The following is a 14538-nucleotide window of genomic DNA, read 5'->3' as shown; positions in this document are numbered from 1 at the left end:
ATCTCTTCATCATATGAGCTGATTGAACCCTCCGCTCGAGTCCGTAAGGCCATGCATTTCCCGGATCAGATCGGCCGCCCGCTCTCCGATGACAACACAAGGCGCCATCGTGTTGCCGGTGGTGATGCGAGGCATGATCGAAGAGTCTGCGATGCGAAGGCCATCAATACCATACACTTTGAGCTCGTTATCGACCACCGACATGCTGTCGCGCCCCATCTTGGCTGTGCAGGATTGATGCCAATAGGTGACGGCCGAACGCCGTATAAAGTCGATCATCCCCGATCGGTCGCGCGCACCCGGAGCAGTCTCGGCCGTTACCAAGGGCTTGAAAGCGTCGCTATTTCCCAATTCCCGGCATAGCTCCACCGCGGCCAGGGCAGCAGCCATGTCTTCTGGTTCACTCAAAGAGTTGGGTTCGATCAGGATGGGATCGTTTGTATCCGGCCCGGAAAGCCGTAGTCGGCCACGGCTTTGCGGTTGGGCGAGACCGTTAAACATAGTCCAGCCATGTTCGGGCGTTTCGAGACCCGTCTCGATCGGCGATGGCACTGCGAACTCCAACTGGCACTGAAGAATGTCCGGCTGGGCAAGACGCGAGTCGCTCTTCCAATATAGTTTTGCTTCGCAGCCGCTACCACCGATTGTTTCAGGTTTTCGATATGCCCAGGTGCAGCCGAATGCGAGGTGATCCTGATGATTGCGACCGACACCAGGTAAGTGCTGAACGACAGGAATGCCATGAGCGTGTAACTCATCTTCCGGGCCTATACCGGACTGCATCAGAACTTTCGGCGTGTTGATCGCGCCAAGCGAAAGCACCGTCTCGCAACGCGCCGTGAACTGACGTCGCTGACCTTCGACGAGAACCTCGACCCCAATCACCCGCTTGCCATCGAAGATGAGACGCGTGACCAGCGCATCGGTCAGCACCGTCAGGTTCGGCCGCGACATGAGCGGACGCACATAGGATCCGAACACGGATTCCCGCTTGCCATCGCGGATCCGCAGTTCAGCGATCGATGCCCCTCCTGGCCCCTCCATCATTTCACCGTTCGAGCTATCGTAGACGGGAATGCCGATAGTGGATGCCGCACGCAACAGGGCCTCTGCGATCGGTTGGGGCGCCTGCGGCTGCGCTACGTAGGCAGGTCCTCCCACGCCGCGACGCGTTGGGTCCGGAGCGCCGTGCCAGTCTTCGATCCGGCGATAGTAGCCGAGGATCGACTGGTAGCCCCACGCGTCATCGCCGGCTTCAGCGGCAAAGTGGTCCCAATCTCCCTTGTGTCCTCTGGCCCACACCATGACATTGATGCTCGAACCGCCACCGAGCCCCTTGCCCATGCTGAGAGGGAGACGTCGTCCATCTAGGCCGGGGGTCGGTTGTCCAACAAGACCCCAGTCCCGGCTCGAGCCGAGATTGAGCGGCCACTGCGCAGGGTCCGTAACGGTTTCGGCCGCATCGTCCCCACCTGCCTCGAGCAGCAGAACGCTCGCGTTCCCATCCTCTGCCAGTCGCGCAGCGACAACGGAGCCGCTGGACCCGGCGCCGCAGACGATGAAGTCGAAAACAGCACCGACCTCGCGCTGAGGAATGGGCGGATTTTCGGGTGCATTTTGGTCATGACTATTCAGCTTCACGTGACTACCTCCGTGAATGGATTCAAAATAATAGCGAAATTGCTGGGGATCCCGGGGGCGAATGCGGGCAATGGATCCCAGTCCGAGATCGTGCGGCCTTCCATGTGCGCGCTTCGGCCCGACCTCGCTCGGTTCGACAGCCCCTGCTCGTCGTCATCGGGACAGTGCGGACTGTCCCGATGAGGCTACGTCTGTCATTGCTTCTTCGCCGAGACGGCCTTAGCGGCCTGATCAATGGTATCGGCGACGACCTTCGGCTGCGTCATGAACAGGGCGTGGCTTGCCGAAACCTTGGTGATCTTCGCCTTGATGCGCTCTGCCATGTGGATCAGCATCGCCTGATCGAATGCCTTGTCTTCGGTAGCGATGACGGCCCAGCTCGGCTTGGCGCGCCATGCAGCATTTTCCAACTTCGTGCCGAACGCCGACATGTTGATCGAAACCTGCGCATCCCTCATGAATGCAACATCCGCATCGCTGACGTCATGAGCAAAGCCAGTCTTGAACTTTTCCGGGCTGACATATCCAAAGCCATCTTTCGTGGTCTCAATGACGAATGCCGATGCAGGAGCAAATCCTTGGTATTGCTGTGCCGTTGTCTCGCCGGCACCGGGGGACAGAGCAGAAACATAGACGAGGCCAGCAACCTTTGCGTCGATACCCGCTTCCGTGATGACCGTGCCGCCCCAGGAATGTCCAACGAGAATGACCGGACCATCCTGCCGTTCCAACGCACGTTTGGTGGCGGCAACGTCGTCTTCGAGGGAGGTCAGCGGGTTCTGGACGATCGTAACGCGATAGCCGCGCTTGGTGAGATTGTCGTAAACACCCTTCCAGCCAGAACCGTCCGCAAAGGCGCCGTGGACAAGCACAACGTTTCTGACGGACTGGTCTTGAGGGATGGTGTCCGCTGCGTTCGCCGGCAATGCGGCAGCGGACAGTGAGGCTGCAGCAGCAATTGCGGCTACGGTGGTCGCGGTCTTGCGTGTCATGGCTATCTCCTATTAACTGCGATAACTGTTATCGCGATATATGTAAGCTCGCAGACTTTAGATTGCTCGTCAAGATAATTCTTATCGCGATATTTAATTTTGCTATTGCATAGGCTATATGGAGGTCTACAGGAGCTTAAAATGACCAAACCTCACAACGATCCACCGCCTTTACACGACCAATTGTGCTACGCGATTTACACCGCCGGCATCGCCATCCAGCGTGCCTACAAGCCCCTTCTCGATGAGTTGGGCCTGACTTACCCGCAGTATCTCGTGCTCAACGTGTTATGGAGCGAAGATGGGCAAACGGTGGGCTCAATTGCCAACGCCCTTGCTTTGGAATCCAGCACGTTGACGCCGCTTCTGAAGCGCCTCGAGGCATCCGGCCTGCTGCGCAGGACCAGAAACCTGAGCAACGAGCGGCAAGTGGTGATCGCGTTGACCGAAGAAGGCCGCGCCTTGCAGCACAAGGCAGGTTGTCTCAGCGACACTTTGCTTGCAGTCTCGACCCAAACACCGCATGAGTTGGCCGCGCTGAACCGCGACGTACGTCATCTCCGCAATGCAATCTATTCCCAAATTGGCGGGTGGGACGCACCCGCCTGATCTGCACGTGCATGGCAGCATCTATGCAGTGGGGACCGTCCCCCCATCAATCGTGAATTCGCTACCGGTGATCGAAGCAGCGCGGTCGGAGGCGAGGAATGCGATCAGATTCGCGACCTCTTCCGGTTTGGCCGGACGACCGAGCGGAATGCCGCCAAGCCCATCCATGATGATCTTTTTGCCGCCTTCAAGGTCAGTTCCGGCCTGCTTCGCCAAGCGCTCAGCAAGGCGAACGGAGGCTTCCGTTTCGATCCAGCCCGGCGACACCCGAACGACGCGGACACCCTTCGGCGACACCTCCTTGGACATGGCCTTGCTGTAGGTAGAAAGTGCTGCCTTGGCTGCAGCATAGGCGGTCGTCGATTCTGGAAGCGGCAGCACTCTCTGTATGGAAGTGACATGCACGACCACGCCGCTCCCTCGGGCGACCATGTCCGGGACGAGCAGCCGATCCAGTCGAACAGCTGGAAACAGATTGAGAAACAGCTCCTTTTGCCATTCGTCGTCTGTTAAAGCGGAAAATCCACCGCCGGCCGCTGACGAACCGCCCAGCATGTGAACGATGATATCAACGCCGCCGAGACGTTGGCGCGCGGCATCCGCGACCATTGCACAGCCTTCCTCGGTGGTCAGGTCCGCTTCAACGAACAATTCATCCGGCAGGGCTTCCGGACGCGCCCGCGCTGTCGTCAGCACCCGCGCGCCGAGTTCCCGAAACAAACTAACGGTCGCAGCGCCGGCGCCCTTGGTCCCAGCCGTAATGAGGACGCGTTTGCCTTCCAAATCGAGAAAGTCAGTCATTATCGGATCTCCAGGCTGACGATCTTGCCGCCTTTGATGGCGAAGTCGTAGGCGAGCGTCACCGGGCTACCGGGAAACTGGCCGCTCACCTTGGCTCGGAGAAGCGCTTTGTCGCCGTCGACCGTGCATTCCAAAGGCTCAGCAACGTACTGAGCCGCCTTCTTCGCAGCCACCCACCATTCTCGGATTGCGGCGACGCCCTGATGGCGCGCTCCTTCGTCTTCGACGACGGCTTCGATCGCAAAGGTGTCCAGCAGCGCATCCGCGTCATTGCGACGGTCTGCTTCAAAGTACGTGTTTATGATTCCGGGCGTATCCATTGTGTTCTCCTCATAACCTAACCGATACTTATCCCTCGACCATTGCATAAATAAGTGGGATAAAGCGGCATGCGATGATGAACAGTGCGGGACAATGGAGCTAGCCAGCCTGAAGGAACTTGAAGCTGCCATTGCAATTGCGAGGCGCGGGACTTTTCGAGCAGCGGCCATTGATCTCGGCATGTCCACGACCGCGTTGAGCCATACGATAAGCCGGCTCGAGGCTGGACTTGGCGTGCGGTTGTTCAACCGTACCACCCGCAGTGTGTCGCTGACGGATGCCGGCCGGTTGTTTGTGCAGCAGGTAGGGCCCACGCTTAAGGACCTCCATGCTGCTCTGGATCTGGTACGCGCCCACCGCGAGACTCCTTCCGGAACAATACGGATCAACGCAGCGCCGTTTGCGGCGCGCGCCATCATCTCACCGCTCGTGCTGGAGTTCCTGCGCCGCTATCCCGACATGAATGTCGATATCGTCACCGAGGGTAAGTTGGTCGATATCGTCAAGGACGGGTTCGATCTGGGCGTCAGGGTTGAGGGCCTCGTTCCCAGCGACATGATTGCCGTTTCGCTCGGCCGGCCTCAGCGACACGCAGTGGTTGGGTCTCCCGAGTATTTCGGGAAACATGGTAAGCCCATGGTGCCTCCGGATCTTCTCAATCACAGGTGCATTCGTGTGCGCCTGCCGGACGGCTCCTTGTTTCGATGGCGGTTCGAAAAAGACGGCGAGCCGGTGCAGATAGACGTGCGGGGGCCAATCGCACTCGATGAGGCCAGCCTTACGCGGACTGCTGTGCTCGAAAGCGCCGGCGTGGGCTACCTCTTCGAACAAGACATTCTCTCGGACATAGAGGCGGGGCGCGTTATTCGTGTTCTGGAAGATTGGACGCCGCCCTATCCAGGCCTATGCCTCTACTATCCTGGACGCCGGAATCTATCGGCCGGCGTCCGAGCATTCCTCGACTTAGCTCGTGAGTTCTCCCGAAAAGCTGCGTGAGCCACTGCCTTCACCTTGAACGGTTTCGAACCGTTCAAGGTGAATCCTCCTGCGTCGCTCCTGTCTACCGTCCGCCCTTCTACTGCGCCGGCTCCAGCATCGCGCAATCTTCCCCGCCGGTGCACTCGCCCGAGAGGGTACGCTGACCGAGGGTAATGATAAGGACGGTTACGGCCCCGGCGGCCGCAGACACCCAGAATCCGCTCTGGGGACCGTAGGTGTCGACGACCCAGCCCGAGACGAAGGCGCCGAGCGCCATACCGATGCCGATGCCGGTCATCACCCAGGTGACGCCCTCGGTCAGCACCGATTCCGGCACGCGACGCTCGATCAGTCCGAAGGCCGTTATAAAGGTCGGCGAGATCGCGATGCCGCTGACGAAGACGGCGACAGCAAGCAGGGTTACCGAGCTGCCGGCGACGAGCAGCGGCAGCGAGGTCAGTGCGAGGATCGCAACAGCGATCAGCAGCTGACGGTGCAAGGGGATGCGCAGATTAAGCGCGCCGAGGGTCAAACCCACTAGGAAGGAACCGAGGGCATAGACACCGATCACCAGGCTTGCCGCATTCGGCTGACCAAGCTCCTTGGTGATGGCGACAACACTCACTTCCGCCGTTGCGAAGATCGCGCCGACGAAGATCAGCGCGAGCGTGATGATCTGCACCGGACGCTGGCGGATCGCGGAGCCAACCGAAGCCGCGCCGGCGACATGACGCACCTTCGGCTCGGTGCCGCGCTGCAGGATGAAGGCGACCGTCCCGAGCGCCAGAAAAGCTGTGCTCACCATCATGCCGGCTTCGGGGAATAAGGCGACGGCCAGCCCGACCGACAGCGAGGCGCCGGCGATATAGACCAGTTCGTCCGCGGCACTTTCGAACGCGAAGGCGGTGTTGAGTTCGGGCCGGTTGCGAAACAGTTCCGTCCAGCGCGCCCGCATCAGCGCCGGAATGCTCGGCATGGCTGCCGCGAGGAAGGCTGTGGCGAAGAGTGTCCACACCGGCCAGTTCTGATTGGTCGCGGCGATCAGCGCGATAAACGCCAGCACGGATACGATGGTTGTGGGAACGACCACTGCCGTCTGGCCCAGCCGGTCGACCGCTCGCGAAATCTGCGGCGAGATCATCGCATTGGTGAGCGCATAAGTCGCCGACACGGCGCCCGCCAGCCAATATTCGCCATGTGCCTGGGAGAGCATGGCAACGATGCCGATCGGCGCCATGGCGATGGGAAGGCGTGCGAAAAAGCCGGCTGCGGAGAAGCCCTTGGCCCCAGATGCCGCGAATATTTGTTTATACGGATTTGACATGGGACGATCCTTCCAGCTATCGGATAGAACACTTATATACGGAGCGTATGTGTTTAGATAATGCATACGTCCCGTATGTCAATGAAAAAGATACGCGGCGTATGCCAATGGAGAAGCCATGCGCAAACCGCGCCAGGAGATGATCGCAGAGACCCGCGGCAAACTTATCGCAGCCGGGCGACGTGCCTTTGGCACGATCGGCTATGCCGAAGCCTCGATGGACGATTTCACCGGCGAAGCGGGGCTGACGCGCGGGGCCCTCTATCACCACTTCGGTGACAAGAGGGGCCTGCTCCAGGCCGTGATCATGGAAATCGACGCGGAAATGACGGAGCGGCTGAACGAGGTCTCGGCCGCCGCTCCGACGCGCTGGCAGGGCTTTGTCGACGAGTGCTCCGCTTATATCGAAATGGCGCTTGAGCCCGAAATCCAGCGCATCATGTTTCGCGATGGCCCGGCTGTACTCGGCGATATCTCGCAATGGCAGAACACTCCCGGCTGTATCGCCGCCCTCTCCCGCAGCCTCGACCGTCTCAAGACCGATGGCGAGATCATCGACATCGACACCGAAACCGCCGCTCGCCTCATCAATGGCGCCAGCAGCCATATGGCGCTTTGGATCGCGAATGCGGAGAATCCGGAGGCGGTTTCGAAGCGGGCGGTTGCGGGATTCAAGGCTATGCTGGGCAGCCTCCGCAGACAGCAATGAGGTATTGATTTTCTATTCAGGCGCCGTGGGGCCAGGTCGGTCCTCGACGACCGCGTTCCCGCCCCTGTGTAGCCGCCACTCCACACTCTGATACGTTTTTGGCATTTCTTGAAACATGCCAGATACGCAGACCCGTCAGACATCACTCCGTCACGAAATGTCGCCCCGGGCGACAAGAACATGGAGTGCCACATGAAGAAGTTTGACAATATTTTTGCCTGGCGCCGGCTTGCCCACGGAGCAATGGTGATGGCGGTTGGACCGATGTTGCTGTTCCCAGCCGGTTACCTTGTGCCAGCGAGTGCCGCCGATGTCACATCGGACGGGCCGACGACGCCGATCGAGGCCGACGAAACGATCCGCCCGTTCCAGATCCACGTTCCGCAGTCACAGCTTGACGATCTGCGCAAGCGCATTGCCGAAACGCGTTGGCCAGACAAGGAGACCGTGAGCGACACCTCGCAAGGCATTCAGCTTTCGCGCGTCCAGGATCTGGTCCGATACTGGGGCACTGATTACGATTGGCGCAAAGCCGAGGCTGAACTCAATGCACTTCCGGAATTTATCACGACGATCGATGGGGTCGATATCCAGTTCATCCATGTGCGATCGCGTCATCCCAACGCCCTTCCGGTCATTCTGACCCATGGTTGGCCGGGTTCGACCTTTGAGTTCATCAAGGCGATCGGCCCTCTTACAGATCCGACTGCTTATGGCGGTAAAGCGGAGGACGCATTTGATGTCGTCATCCCTTCCATCCCCGGCTACGGCTTTTCGGGTAAGCCGACGGAGCTTGGCTGGGGGCCTGACCGCGTTGCGCGAGCATGGGACATCCTGATGAAGCGGCTCGGCTACGCGCACTACGTTTCCCAGGGTGGCGACCACGGCTCCGTTATCTCCGACGCGTTGGCGCGCCAGGCACCCAAGGGCCTGCTTGGCATCCATCTCAACATGCCGGCGACCGTTCCGGGCAATCTCACCAAGGCGATCAACAGTGGAGACCCGGCTCCTGCGGGACTGTCGGCGCCCGAGCGGGATGCCTATGAATCGTTGAGCACCTTCTTCGGCCGGAATGCGGCGTATGGGGCCATGATGGTGACGCGTCCGCAGACGATCGGCTACTCGCTTTCCGACTCGCCGTCGGGTTTGGCTGCCTGGATCTACGAAAAATTTGCTCAATGGAGCGACAGCGAGGGCGTTCCCGAGCGCGTTTTTTCCAGGGACGAAATGCTGAATGACATCACTTTGTACTGGCTGACCAACACTGGGGCATCCTCGTCGCGGTTCTATTGGGAAAACAACAACAACAACTTCAGCGCAGACGCGCAGAAGACCAAAGAGATCAAGATCCCGGTGGCAATCAGCGTATTCCCAAAGGAGATCTACCAGGCGCCGGAGAGTTGGAGCAAGGAGGCCTATCCCACGCTGCATTATTACCACCGTGTCGATATGGGCGGTCACTTTGCCGCCTGGGAACAGCCCCAGCTTTTCGCTGAGGAACTGCGAGAGGCATTCAGGTCGGTGCGTTGATGACATCGGCTGCAGAATGACGGCTTGGCATATCCGCGGCTGAGAGTGGCGAATTCAAAGCCGCGGAGAATCCAGCTCGAACCGTTGCGTCAAATCATCCTCATCTCACTGTATTTTCCGCTGGTCAGTTCATTGCGCCACCAGCGGCCAATACCTCGTCCGGCGTATCGACGTCGAGCAAGGCCGCGTCGCCAACATCGACATCAAGCACGGGCAGGCCTGATGTGGCGATGATAGCGCGAGCGCCGACATCGCCTCGAAGTCGGAGGACTGCCTGAGTGAGAGAACGTGGCAGGATAACAGGATTGCCGGGCTTGCCCTGTGAAACGGCGCGCACGACGGCCTTGCCGCCCGCGTTGCGAAAGGCGGAAATCAGGGCGTCGAGATGCGTCGTGGAAACGCCGGGCATATCGGCCAGCATGACGAGAATGCCTTCGGCGCTGTCAGCGTCCCCCGATGAGAATCCTACTATGAGCGAGCTTGCCATGCCGCTGGCGTAATCGGGATTATCGATGAAAGTCAGATCGAGCCCATCGAGCGCGGCCTCGATCTCGCTCCTGCGATGGCCCGTGACGACAATCACGGACGCTGCATCCGCACCGAGCGCGGTCAATGCCGACCGCCGCACGAGCGGCACGCCGTCGAACTTGGCCAGCAGCTTGTGCTTCCCGCCCTCACCCATCCGGCTTGCCTTGCCGGCAGCGAGAATGACGATCGCGACCGACGCTTTACGCATAAGCCACCAGTCTTGCCGCGGCGACATCGGCCAGAACCGACAGGGCGAGCGAGGTTGCATCCCGGGTCGGGCCGAACATCCCGATGGGCGCCTTGATACGATCGATATCGTCACGTCTGAAACCCAAGGCTGTCAACCGCTCGACACGTCGACGATGCGTCCGGGTGCTGCCGAGCGCGCCGATATAAAAGACGGGCGAGTGAAGCGCGGCCTCGAGAATGACGGCTTCGGCGTCGAGGTCATGATGCAGGAGCACGACGGCGGTGAAGGGGTCGATGGTGTCGGCGGCACCCTCGCCCCGTCCTCTGACGATCACGTCGTAGCCGGAAGCCTCGGCCAGCCGTGCGACGGCCTGTGCTTCGATCGTCCGCCCGGAAACGACGACGCGGGTGCGGGGACGATAGACGGTCAGGAAATTACCCTCGGTCCAGCACGTCCGCAGCGGCGGGTCGACGGATATAAGCGTCTGCCGCTCCCCCGAGTAGACAAGAGCGGCTGCCTGCCGCCGTTCGAGACGATCGAGAACATGCCGCAGAGCGCCGACATCTTTCAGGACATGGATTGCAACGGTGATCCCGCCGCCGCAGGGAAGGACAATGTCGAAGAAGGGAGAGCCGTCGCCGAATTTCACCATACGGTCCCGTCCTTGCGCCATTGCCAGAAGCGCTTCTGCGGCGACGGCGGCTTCGACGCATCCGCCCGAGACATAGCCGCAGAAACGCCCGTCCGCGGCAACTGCCATATGGGCGCCAAGCGAGCGCGCAGCGCCACCGCGGATTTCGACAAGGGTTGCAAGAGCCGCCGCGCCGAGGCAACGGGCGTCTATCGCGAAGCGAAGCAGTTCCGCAGGATCGTCGGTGGACGAGGCCCTGACGGGAATTGGTGCCGCAATGGGCGCAAGTGTCTGATCCATGCAAGATCCTACAGAAATTGACGGCGGTCCGGCTTTAAGGCCGCCGCCGACTAATCAGGCCACATCCGGCAAGCCGCCGATCAGTTTGTCAAGGGTCAGCGGGTAATGCCGAACCCTGACGCCGGTTGCGTTGTAGACCGCGTTAGCAATCGCGGCCGCCACGCCGCAAAGGCCAAGCTCGCCGACGCCCTTGGCCTTCATCGGCGAGGACATCGGATCGGTCTCGTCCATGAAGATCACCTCCTGGTGCGGAATGTCGGCATGCACCGCCACTTCGTAGCTGGCGAGATCGTGGTTGACGAAGAAGCCGCGACGGGTGTCGACCGCCAGTTCCTCGGACAGCGCGCCGCCCGCCCCCATCGTCATCGCGCCGATGACCTGGCTGCGGGCCGTGATCGGGTTGAGGATCCGACCTGCCGCGCAGACTGCGAGCATTCTGCGAATACGGCTTTCTCCTGTGGCAACGTCGACGCCAACCTCCACGAAGTGTGCTCCAAATGTCGATTGCTGATGGGTCTCGGTGAGCTCGCCCCATTTGATCGTGTCCTCGCCGACAAGGCCATCGGGACCGGCAGCCTCGGCAAGCGGCACCGAACGATTGCCCGAGCGGACCTCGCCATTCTCGAAGACGATGTCTTCGGAGTTGAAGCCGAGCTTCTTGGCAATGGTCTCACGCAGCTTGACACAGGCTGCGTAGACGCCAGACGTGGAAGAATTAGCGCCGAACTGTCCGCCGGAGCCCGCAGAAACCGGAAAACGCGAGTCGCCGAGTTGGACGGCGACCTTGTCGATCGTCACTCCCATCATCTCGGCGGCGGTCTGGGCGATGATCGTGTAGCTGCCCGTCCCGATGTCGGTCATGTCGGTTTCGACCGTTACGACGCCTTCCTGGTCGAGCTTTACCCTTGCTCCGGAGGGAAGGACGAGGTTGTTGCGGAAGGCAGCGGCGACGCCCATGCCGACCAGCCAGTTGCCGTCCCGCCTGGAACCCGGCCTTCCCCTTTCACCCCAGCCAAACCGCTCGGCACCGAGCGTCAGGCAGCCGACGAGATTGCGCTGGGAAAAAGGCCGCTGCGGCTTTTCCGGATCGACCTGCGTGTCGTTGACGATCCGAAACTGCACAGGATCGATCCCAACTTTTTCGGCAATCTCGTCGATGGCTATTTCGAGCGCCATCAGTCCGGGGGCTTCGCCCGGAGCGCGCATGGCATTGCCCTCGGGAAGGTGAAGTGTCGCCAGCCGCATCGCGGTCATGCGGTTTGCCCCGGCATAGAGAAGACGGGTCTGATTGACGGCGGTCTCAAGCTGGCCGCCGGGTTGGTCGCCGGACCAGCTTTCGTGCGCAATAGCGGTTATCTTGCCGTCACGCTCGGTTCCAATACGGATCCGCTGGATTGTCGCCGGCCGATGAGTTGTGTTGTTTGGCATGAGCGGTCGTGGAAGAGCGACTTTTACCGGACGCCCAACAGCCTTCGCTCCGAACGCGGCAAGCACGGCGTCGGCTCGCAGGAAGAGCTTGCCGCCGAACCCGCCGCCGATGAACGGCGACATGAGATGGACCTTTTCCTTGTCTATGCCGAGTGTGGTCGCCAGATCCGTGCGCCACCAGTCGATCATTTGACTTGACGTCCACACCGTCAGTTCATCGCCGCTCCAGGCGGCGATGGAAGCATGCGGCTCCATCATGGAATGGGATTGGTCGGGCGTCGTGTAGGTCGCGTCCAGAGTGACGGGCGCTGACTTGAAGGCAGCATCGAAATCGCCGACCGCAGTATCGGGCTGCTGCGATTCGTCCGGCTTGACGGCGTTATCCTTTGCCTGCCCGAGGTCGTACGCACCCTTTTCTTCGGCGTAATCGACCTTGACCAGAGCGGCTGCGGCACGGGCCTGCTCGAAGCTCTCGGCAACGACGACGGCGACTGTCTGGTGATAGTGCTGAACCTCATCGCCACCGAAGAGCTTGGCGGTGTTGAACGTGCCCTTCTTCCGCTCGCCGACGTCGAGCGTCGTCACCACCGCAAGCACACCAGGAGCCTTTTTGGCGGTTGAAACGTCCATGGACGTGATGCGGCCTTTGGCGATGGCCGCGCCAACGGGATAACCATAGGCGTAGCGCATGTTCGGATCGTGCCACTCATAGGCGTACATCGCCCGGCCGGTCGTCTTGAGCTGGCCGTCGATGCGGTGGATCGGCTGGCCGACAACCTTCAGATTGTCGATCGGGTTGGTTGTCGCTGGCTTATCGAACTGCATGGCTCAACCCCTTGCTTCGGCAATGACCGCGCCGAGCGTACGCTCGACCAGGTCGACCTTGAAACGGTTCTGTTCGGTCGGATGGGCATCGGCAAGAAGCACGCCTGCAGCCGCTCGCGCGCCTTTAGGCAGCTCGGTTTCGGCTGCCTCGATGCGCCACGGCTTGTGGGCGATGCCGCCGACGGCGATACGTCCTGTCCCGTCCGGCTGGATGACCGCTCCGACCGAGACGAGTGCGAAGGCATAGGAGGCGCGGTCTCGCACCTTGCGATAGATTTGCTTGCCGCCGATCGGGGGCGGCAGCAGGACCGCCGTGATGAACTCGCCGCGCTCGAGAACGGTCTCGATGTGGGGCGTGTCGCCGGGCAACCGATGAAAGTCGGCGATCGCGATCGAGCGGCGACTGCCGTCGGCCTTGACCGTTTCCACAACGGCATCAAGCGCCCGCATGGCGATGGCCATGTCACTCGGATGCGTGGCGATGCAAGCTTCGCTTGTGCCGACGACGGCATGCTGGCGGCTGAAGCCGCCGATGGCGGAACAGCCGCTGCCCGGCTGCCGCTTGTTGCACGGCTGGTTCGGGTCATAGAAATAGGGACAGCGCGTGCGCTGCAGGAGGTTGCCGGCAGTCGTTGCCTTGTTGCGCAATTGCCCGGAGGCACCCGCGACAAGCGCCCTGGAGATCAGGCCGTAGTCACGGCGAACGGTTTCATGGGCGGCAAGATCGGTGTTGCGGACCAAAGCGCCGATGCGCAGCCCGCCCTCTGGCGTGGGTTCGATCTTGTCGAGGCCGACACCATTGACGTCGATCAGATGCGTTGGCGTTTCGATCTCGAGCTTCATCAGATCGAGGAGGTTGGTGCCGCCGGCGATGAATTTTGTTTCGGGATTGGAAGCGGCTGCTTTGGCCGCGGCCTCGACGGAGGAGGCGCGTTCATAGGTGAAGGCTCTCATGCTTTGATCCCCGCGACTTCAGCAATGGCATCGACAATGTTGGAATAGGCGCCGCATCGACAGATGTTGCCGCTCATGCGTTCGCGGATCTCGGCCGGAGTGACGGCCGCCTGAGCCGTAAGATCGCCGGTGACGTGGCTCGGTATATTCGCCTTGATCTCCTCGAGCACCGCCACGGAGGAACAGATCTGTCCCGGCGTGCAGTAGCCGCACTGGAAGCCATCATGCTTCACGAAGGCCGCCTGCATCGGATGAAGGTTTTCAGGCTGGCCGAGGCCCTCGATCGTGGTGATTTGATCGCCTTCGTGCATGACCGCCAGCGTCAGGCAGGAATTGATGCGGTGGCCGTCGACCATGACGGTGCATGCGCCGCATTGGCCGTGATCGCATCCCTTTTTCGTGCCGGTGAGATGCAGGTGCTCGCGCAGCGCGTCGAGCAGCGACGTTCTGTTGTCGACCTCGAGATCGCGGTTCTCACCGTTAACTGAGAAGGAAACTTTCGATGTATAGGCCATGTCATTTCCTGGGGACTGTGCCGCCGCGGGCGCGACGGCTCCGGTGACCGCAATCGTTGCGGCCGACGAGATAAGTAGGTCTCGCCGGGAAATTTCCAGTTGTGTCTGGCTTGGCATGAACTGTTCCACCTTGCTCGTTGGACATAGGCGCGCGTCAACGCCGTCTGCAGACTTAGTGCAACTCTGCCTTCTGATTAGGTCCTTTATTCTGCATACGGTTATCGATCTGGCTCATGAATTCCCCGAGCCGCGGTCATAAGAT

14 protein-coding genes are annotated in these 14538 nt (G+C 60.7%); 4 read left to right on the top strand and 10 right to left on the bottom strand.

Annotated features, from left to right (window positions below):
• Nucleotides 1-9: 9 nt before the first annotated feature.
• On the bottom strand, nucleotides 10-1641 hold the full coding sequence (locus tag BS630_RS31975; RefSeq protein WP_077980646.1) for a GMC family oxidoreductase: 1632 nt from the start codon (nucleotides 1639-1641) through the stop codon (nucleotides 10-12).
• A 194-nt stretch (nucleotides 1642-1835) separates the two neighbouring features.
• A complete protein-coding gene (locus BS630_RS31970; RefSeq protein WP_077980645.1) occupies nucleotides 1836-2633 on the bottom strand; it encodes an alpha/beta fold hydrolase in 798 nt (265 codons plus the stop codon).
• 141 nt (nucleotides 2634-2774) lie between these two features.
• Here BS630_RS31970 and BS630_RS31965 point away from each other — a divergent pair, with 141 nt between their 5' ends.
• Nucleotides 2775-3242, top strand: coding sequence for a MarR family winged helix-turn-helix transcriptional regulator (locus BS630_RS31965; RefSeq protein ID WP_077980644.1), 468 nt, complete (start codon nucleotides 2775-2777; stop codon nucleotides 3240-3242).
• A gap of 21 nt (nucleotides 3243-3263) precedes the next feature.
• Here BS630_RS31965 and BS630_RS31960 read toward each other — a convergent pair whose 3' ends face one another.
• Together BS630_RS31960 and BS630_RS31955 are read right to left on the bottom strand one after the other, a co-directional pair.
• The gene (locus tag BS630_RS31960; RefSeq protein ID WP_077980643.1) at nucleotides 3264-4043 is read right to left on the bottom strand and encodes an SDR family oxidoreductase; all 780 of its coding nucleotides are present in this window, start codon (nucleotides 4041-4043) and stop codon (nucleotides 3264-3266) included.
• Nucleotides 4043-4363, bottom strand: a complete 321-nt coding sequence (locus BS630_RS31955) for a nuclear transport factor 2 family protein (protein ID WP_077980642.1) — start codon at nucleotides 4361-4363, stop codon at nucleotides 4043-4045. The genes BS630_RS31960 and BS630_RS31955 overlap by 1 nt, the downstream gene beginning before the upstream one ends.
• Before the next feature lie 94 nt (nucleotides 4364-4457).
• Between BS630_RS31955 and BS630_RS31950 the strand changes: the two genes are divergently transcribed.
• The gene (locus tag BS630_RS31950; RefSeq protein ID WP_077980641.1) at nucleotides 4458-5360 is read left to right on the top strand and encodes a LysR family transcriptional regulator; all 903 of its coding nucleotides are present in this window, start codon (nucleotides 4458-4460) and stop codon (nucleotides 5358-5360) included.
• Between the two features lie 79 nt (nucleotides 5361-5439).
• On the opposite strand, the gene BS630_RS31945 is transcribed toward BS630_RS31950, so the two are convergent.
• Entirely contained in the window at nucleotides 5440-6666 is a 1227-nt protein-coding gene (locus tag BS630_RS31945; RefSeq protein WP_077980640.1) for an MFS transporter, read from the bottom strand.
• A 118-nt stretch (nucleotides 6667-6784) separates the two neighbouring features.
• On the opposite strand from BS630_RS31945, the gene BS630_RS31940 reads away from it, so the two are divergent.
• On the top strand, nucleotides 6785-7375 hold the full coding sequence (locus BS630_RS31940; protein ID WP_077980639.1) for a TetR/AcrR family transcriptional regulator: 591 nt from the start codon (nucleotides 6785-6787) through the stop codon (nucleotides 7373-7375).
• A gap of 192 nt (nucleotides 7376-7567) precedes the next feature.
• Nucleotides 7568-8905, top strand: a complete 1338-nt coding sequence (locus BS630_RS31935) for an epoxide hydrolase family protein (RefSeq protein WP_077980638.1) — start codon at nucleotides 7568-7570, stop codon at nucleotides 8903-8905.
• Between the two features lie 124 nt (nucleotides 8906-9029).
• On the opposite strand, the gene BS630_RS31930 is transcribed toward BS630_RS31935, so the two are convergent.
• The 5 genes from BS630_RS31930 to paoA are packed head-to-tail and all read right to left on the bottom strand — an operon-like array spanning nucleotide 9030 to nucleotide 14405.
• Nucleotides 9030-9641, bottom strand: a complete 612-nt coding sequence (locus BS630_RS31930; RefSeq protein ID WP_077980637.1) for a nucleotidyltransferase family protein — start codon at nucleotides 9639-9641, stop codon at nucleotides 9030-9032.
• The gene (locus BS630_RS31925; RefSeq protein ID WP_077980636.1) at nucleotides 9634-10554 is read right to left on the bottom strand and encodes an XdhC family protein; all 921 of its coding nucleotides are present in this window, start codon (nucleotides 10552-10554) and stop codon (nucleotides 9634-9636) included. Before BS630_RS31925 ends, BS630_RS31930 begins: the two co-directional genes overlap by 8 nt.
• Before the next feature lie 54 nt (nucleotides 10555-10608).
• A complete protein-coding gene (gene paoC / locus BS630_RS31920; protein WP_077980635.1) occupies nucleotides 10609-12807 on the bottom strand; it encodes an aldehyde oxidoreductase molybdenum-binding subunit PaoC in 2199 nt (732 codons plus the stop codon).
• A 3-nt stretch (nucleotides 12808-12810) separates the two neighbouring features.
• Complete coding sequence (locus tag BS630_RS31915; protein ID WP_077980634.1) at nucleotides 12811-13761, bottom strand: FAD binding domain-containing protein; 951 nt, start codon at nucleotides 13759-13761, stop codon at nucleotides 12811-12813.
• On the bottom strand, nucleotides 13758-14405 hold the full coding sequence (paoA, locus tag BS630_RS31910; protein ID WP_025396878.1) for an aldehyde dehydrogenase iron-sulfur subunit PaoA: 648 nt from the start codon (nucleotides 14403-14405) through the stop codon (nucleotides 13758-13760). The genes BS630_RS31915 and paoA overlap by 4 nt, the downstream gene beginning before the upstream one ends.
• Between the last annotated feature and the right edge of the window lie 133 nt (nucleotides 14406-14538).

It is taken from the genome of Rhizobium laguerreae (assembly GCF_002008165.1).
GTDB classification, from domain to species: domain Bacteria; phylum Pseudomonadota; class Alphaproteobacteria; order Rhizobiales; family Rhizobiaceae; genus Rhizobium; species Rhizobium laguerreae.
Note: the sequence above shows the minus strand (reverse complement) of the source record. Positions and strands in the feature narration are given on the sequence as shown.

Excerpts from the sequence above, each read along its gene's own strand:
- BS630_RS31965 (WP_077980644.1), top strand. The coding sequence starts at position 2,775 with ATGACCAAACCTCACAACGATCCACCGCCTTTACACGACCAATTGTGC.
- BS630_RS31935 (WP_077980638.1), top strand. The coding sequence starts at position 7,568 with ATGAAGAAGTTTGACAATATTTTTGCCTGGCGCCGGCTTGCCCACGGA.
- BS630_RS31925 (WP_077980636.1), bottom strand. The coding sequence starts at position 10,554 with ATGGATCAGACACTTGCGCCCATTGCGGCACCAATTCCCGTCAGGGCC.
- BS630_RS31950 (WP_077980641.1), top strand. The coding sequence starts at position 4,458 with ATGGAGCTAGCCAGCCTGAAGGAACTTGAAGCTGCCATTGCAATTGCG.
- BS630_RS31955 (WP_077980642.1), bottom strand. The coding sequence starts at position 4,363 with ATGGATACGCCCGGAATCATAAACACGTACTTTGAAGCAGACCGTCGC.
- BS630_RS31960 (WP_077980643.1), bottom strand. The coding sequence starts at position 4,043 with ATGACTGACTTTCTCGATTTGGAAGGCAAACGCGTCCTCATTACGGCT.
- BS630_RS31945 (WP_077980640.1), bottom strand. The coding sequence starts at position 6,666 with ATGTCAAATCCGTATAAACAAATATTCGCGGCATCTGGGGCCAAGGGC.
- BS630_RS31915 (WP_077980634.1), bottom strand. The coding sequence starts at position 13,761 with ATGAGAGCCTTCACCTATGAACGCGCCTCCTCCGTCGAGGCCGCGGCC.
- paoC (WP_077980635.1), bottom strand. The coding sequence starts at position 12,807 with ATGCAGTTCGATAAGCCAGCGACAACCAACCCGATCGACAATCTGAAG.
- BS630_RS31970 (WP_077980645.1), bottom strand. The coding sequence starts at position 2,633 with ATGACACGCAAGACCGCGACCACCGTAGCCGCAATTGCTGCTGCAGCC.
- BS630_RS31930 (WP_077980637.1), bottom strand. The coding sequence starts at position 9,641 with ATGCGTAAAGCGTCGGTCGCGATCGTCATTCTCGCTGCCGGCAAGGCA.
- BS630_RS31940 (WP_077980639.1), top strand. The coding sequence starts at position 6,785 with ATGCGCAAACCGCGCCAGGAGATGATCGCAGAGACCCGCGGCAAACTT.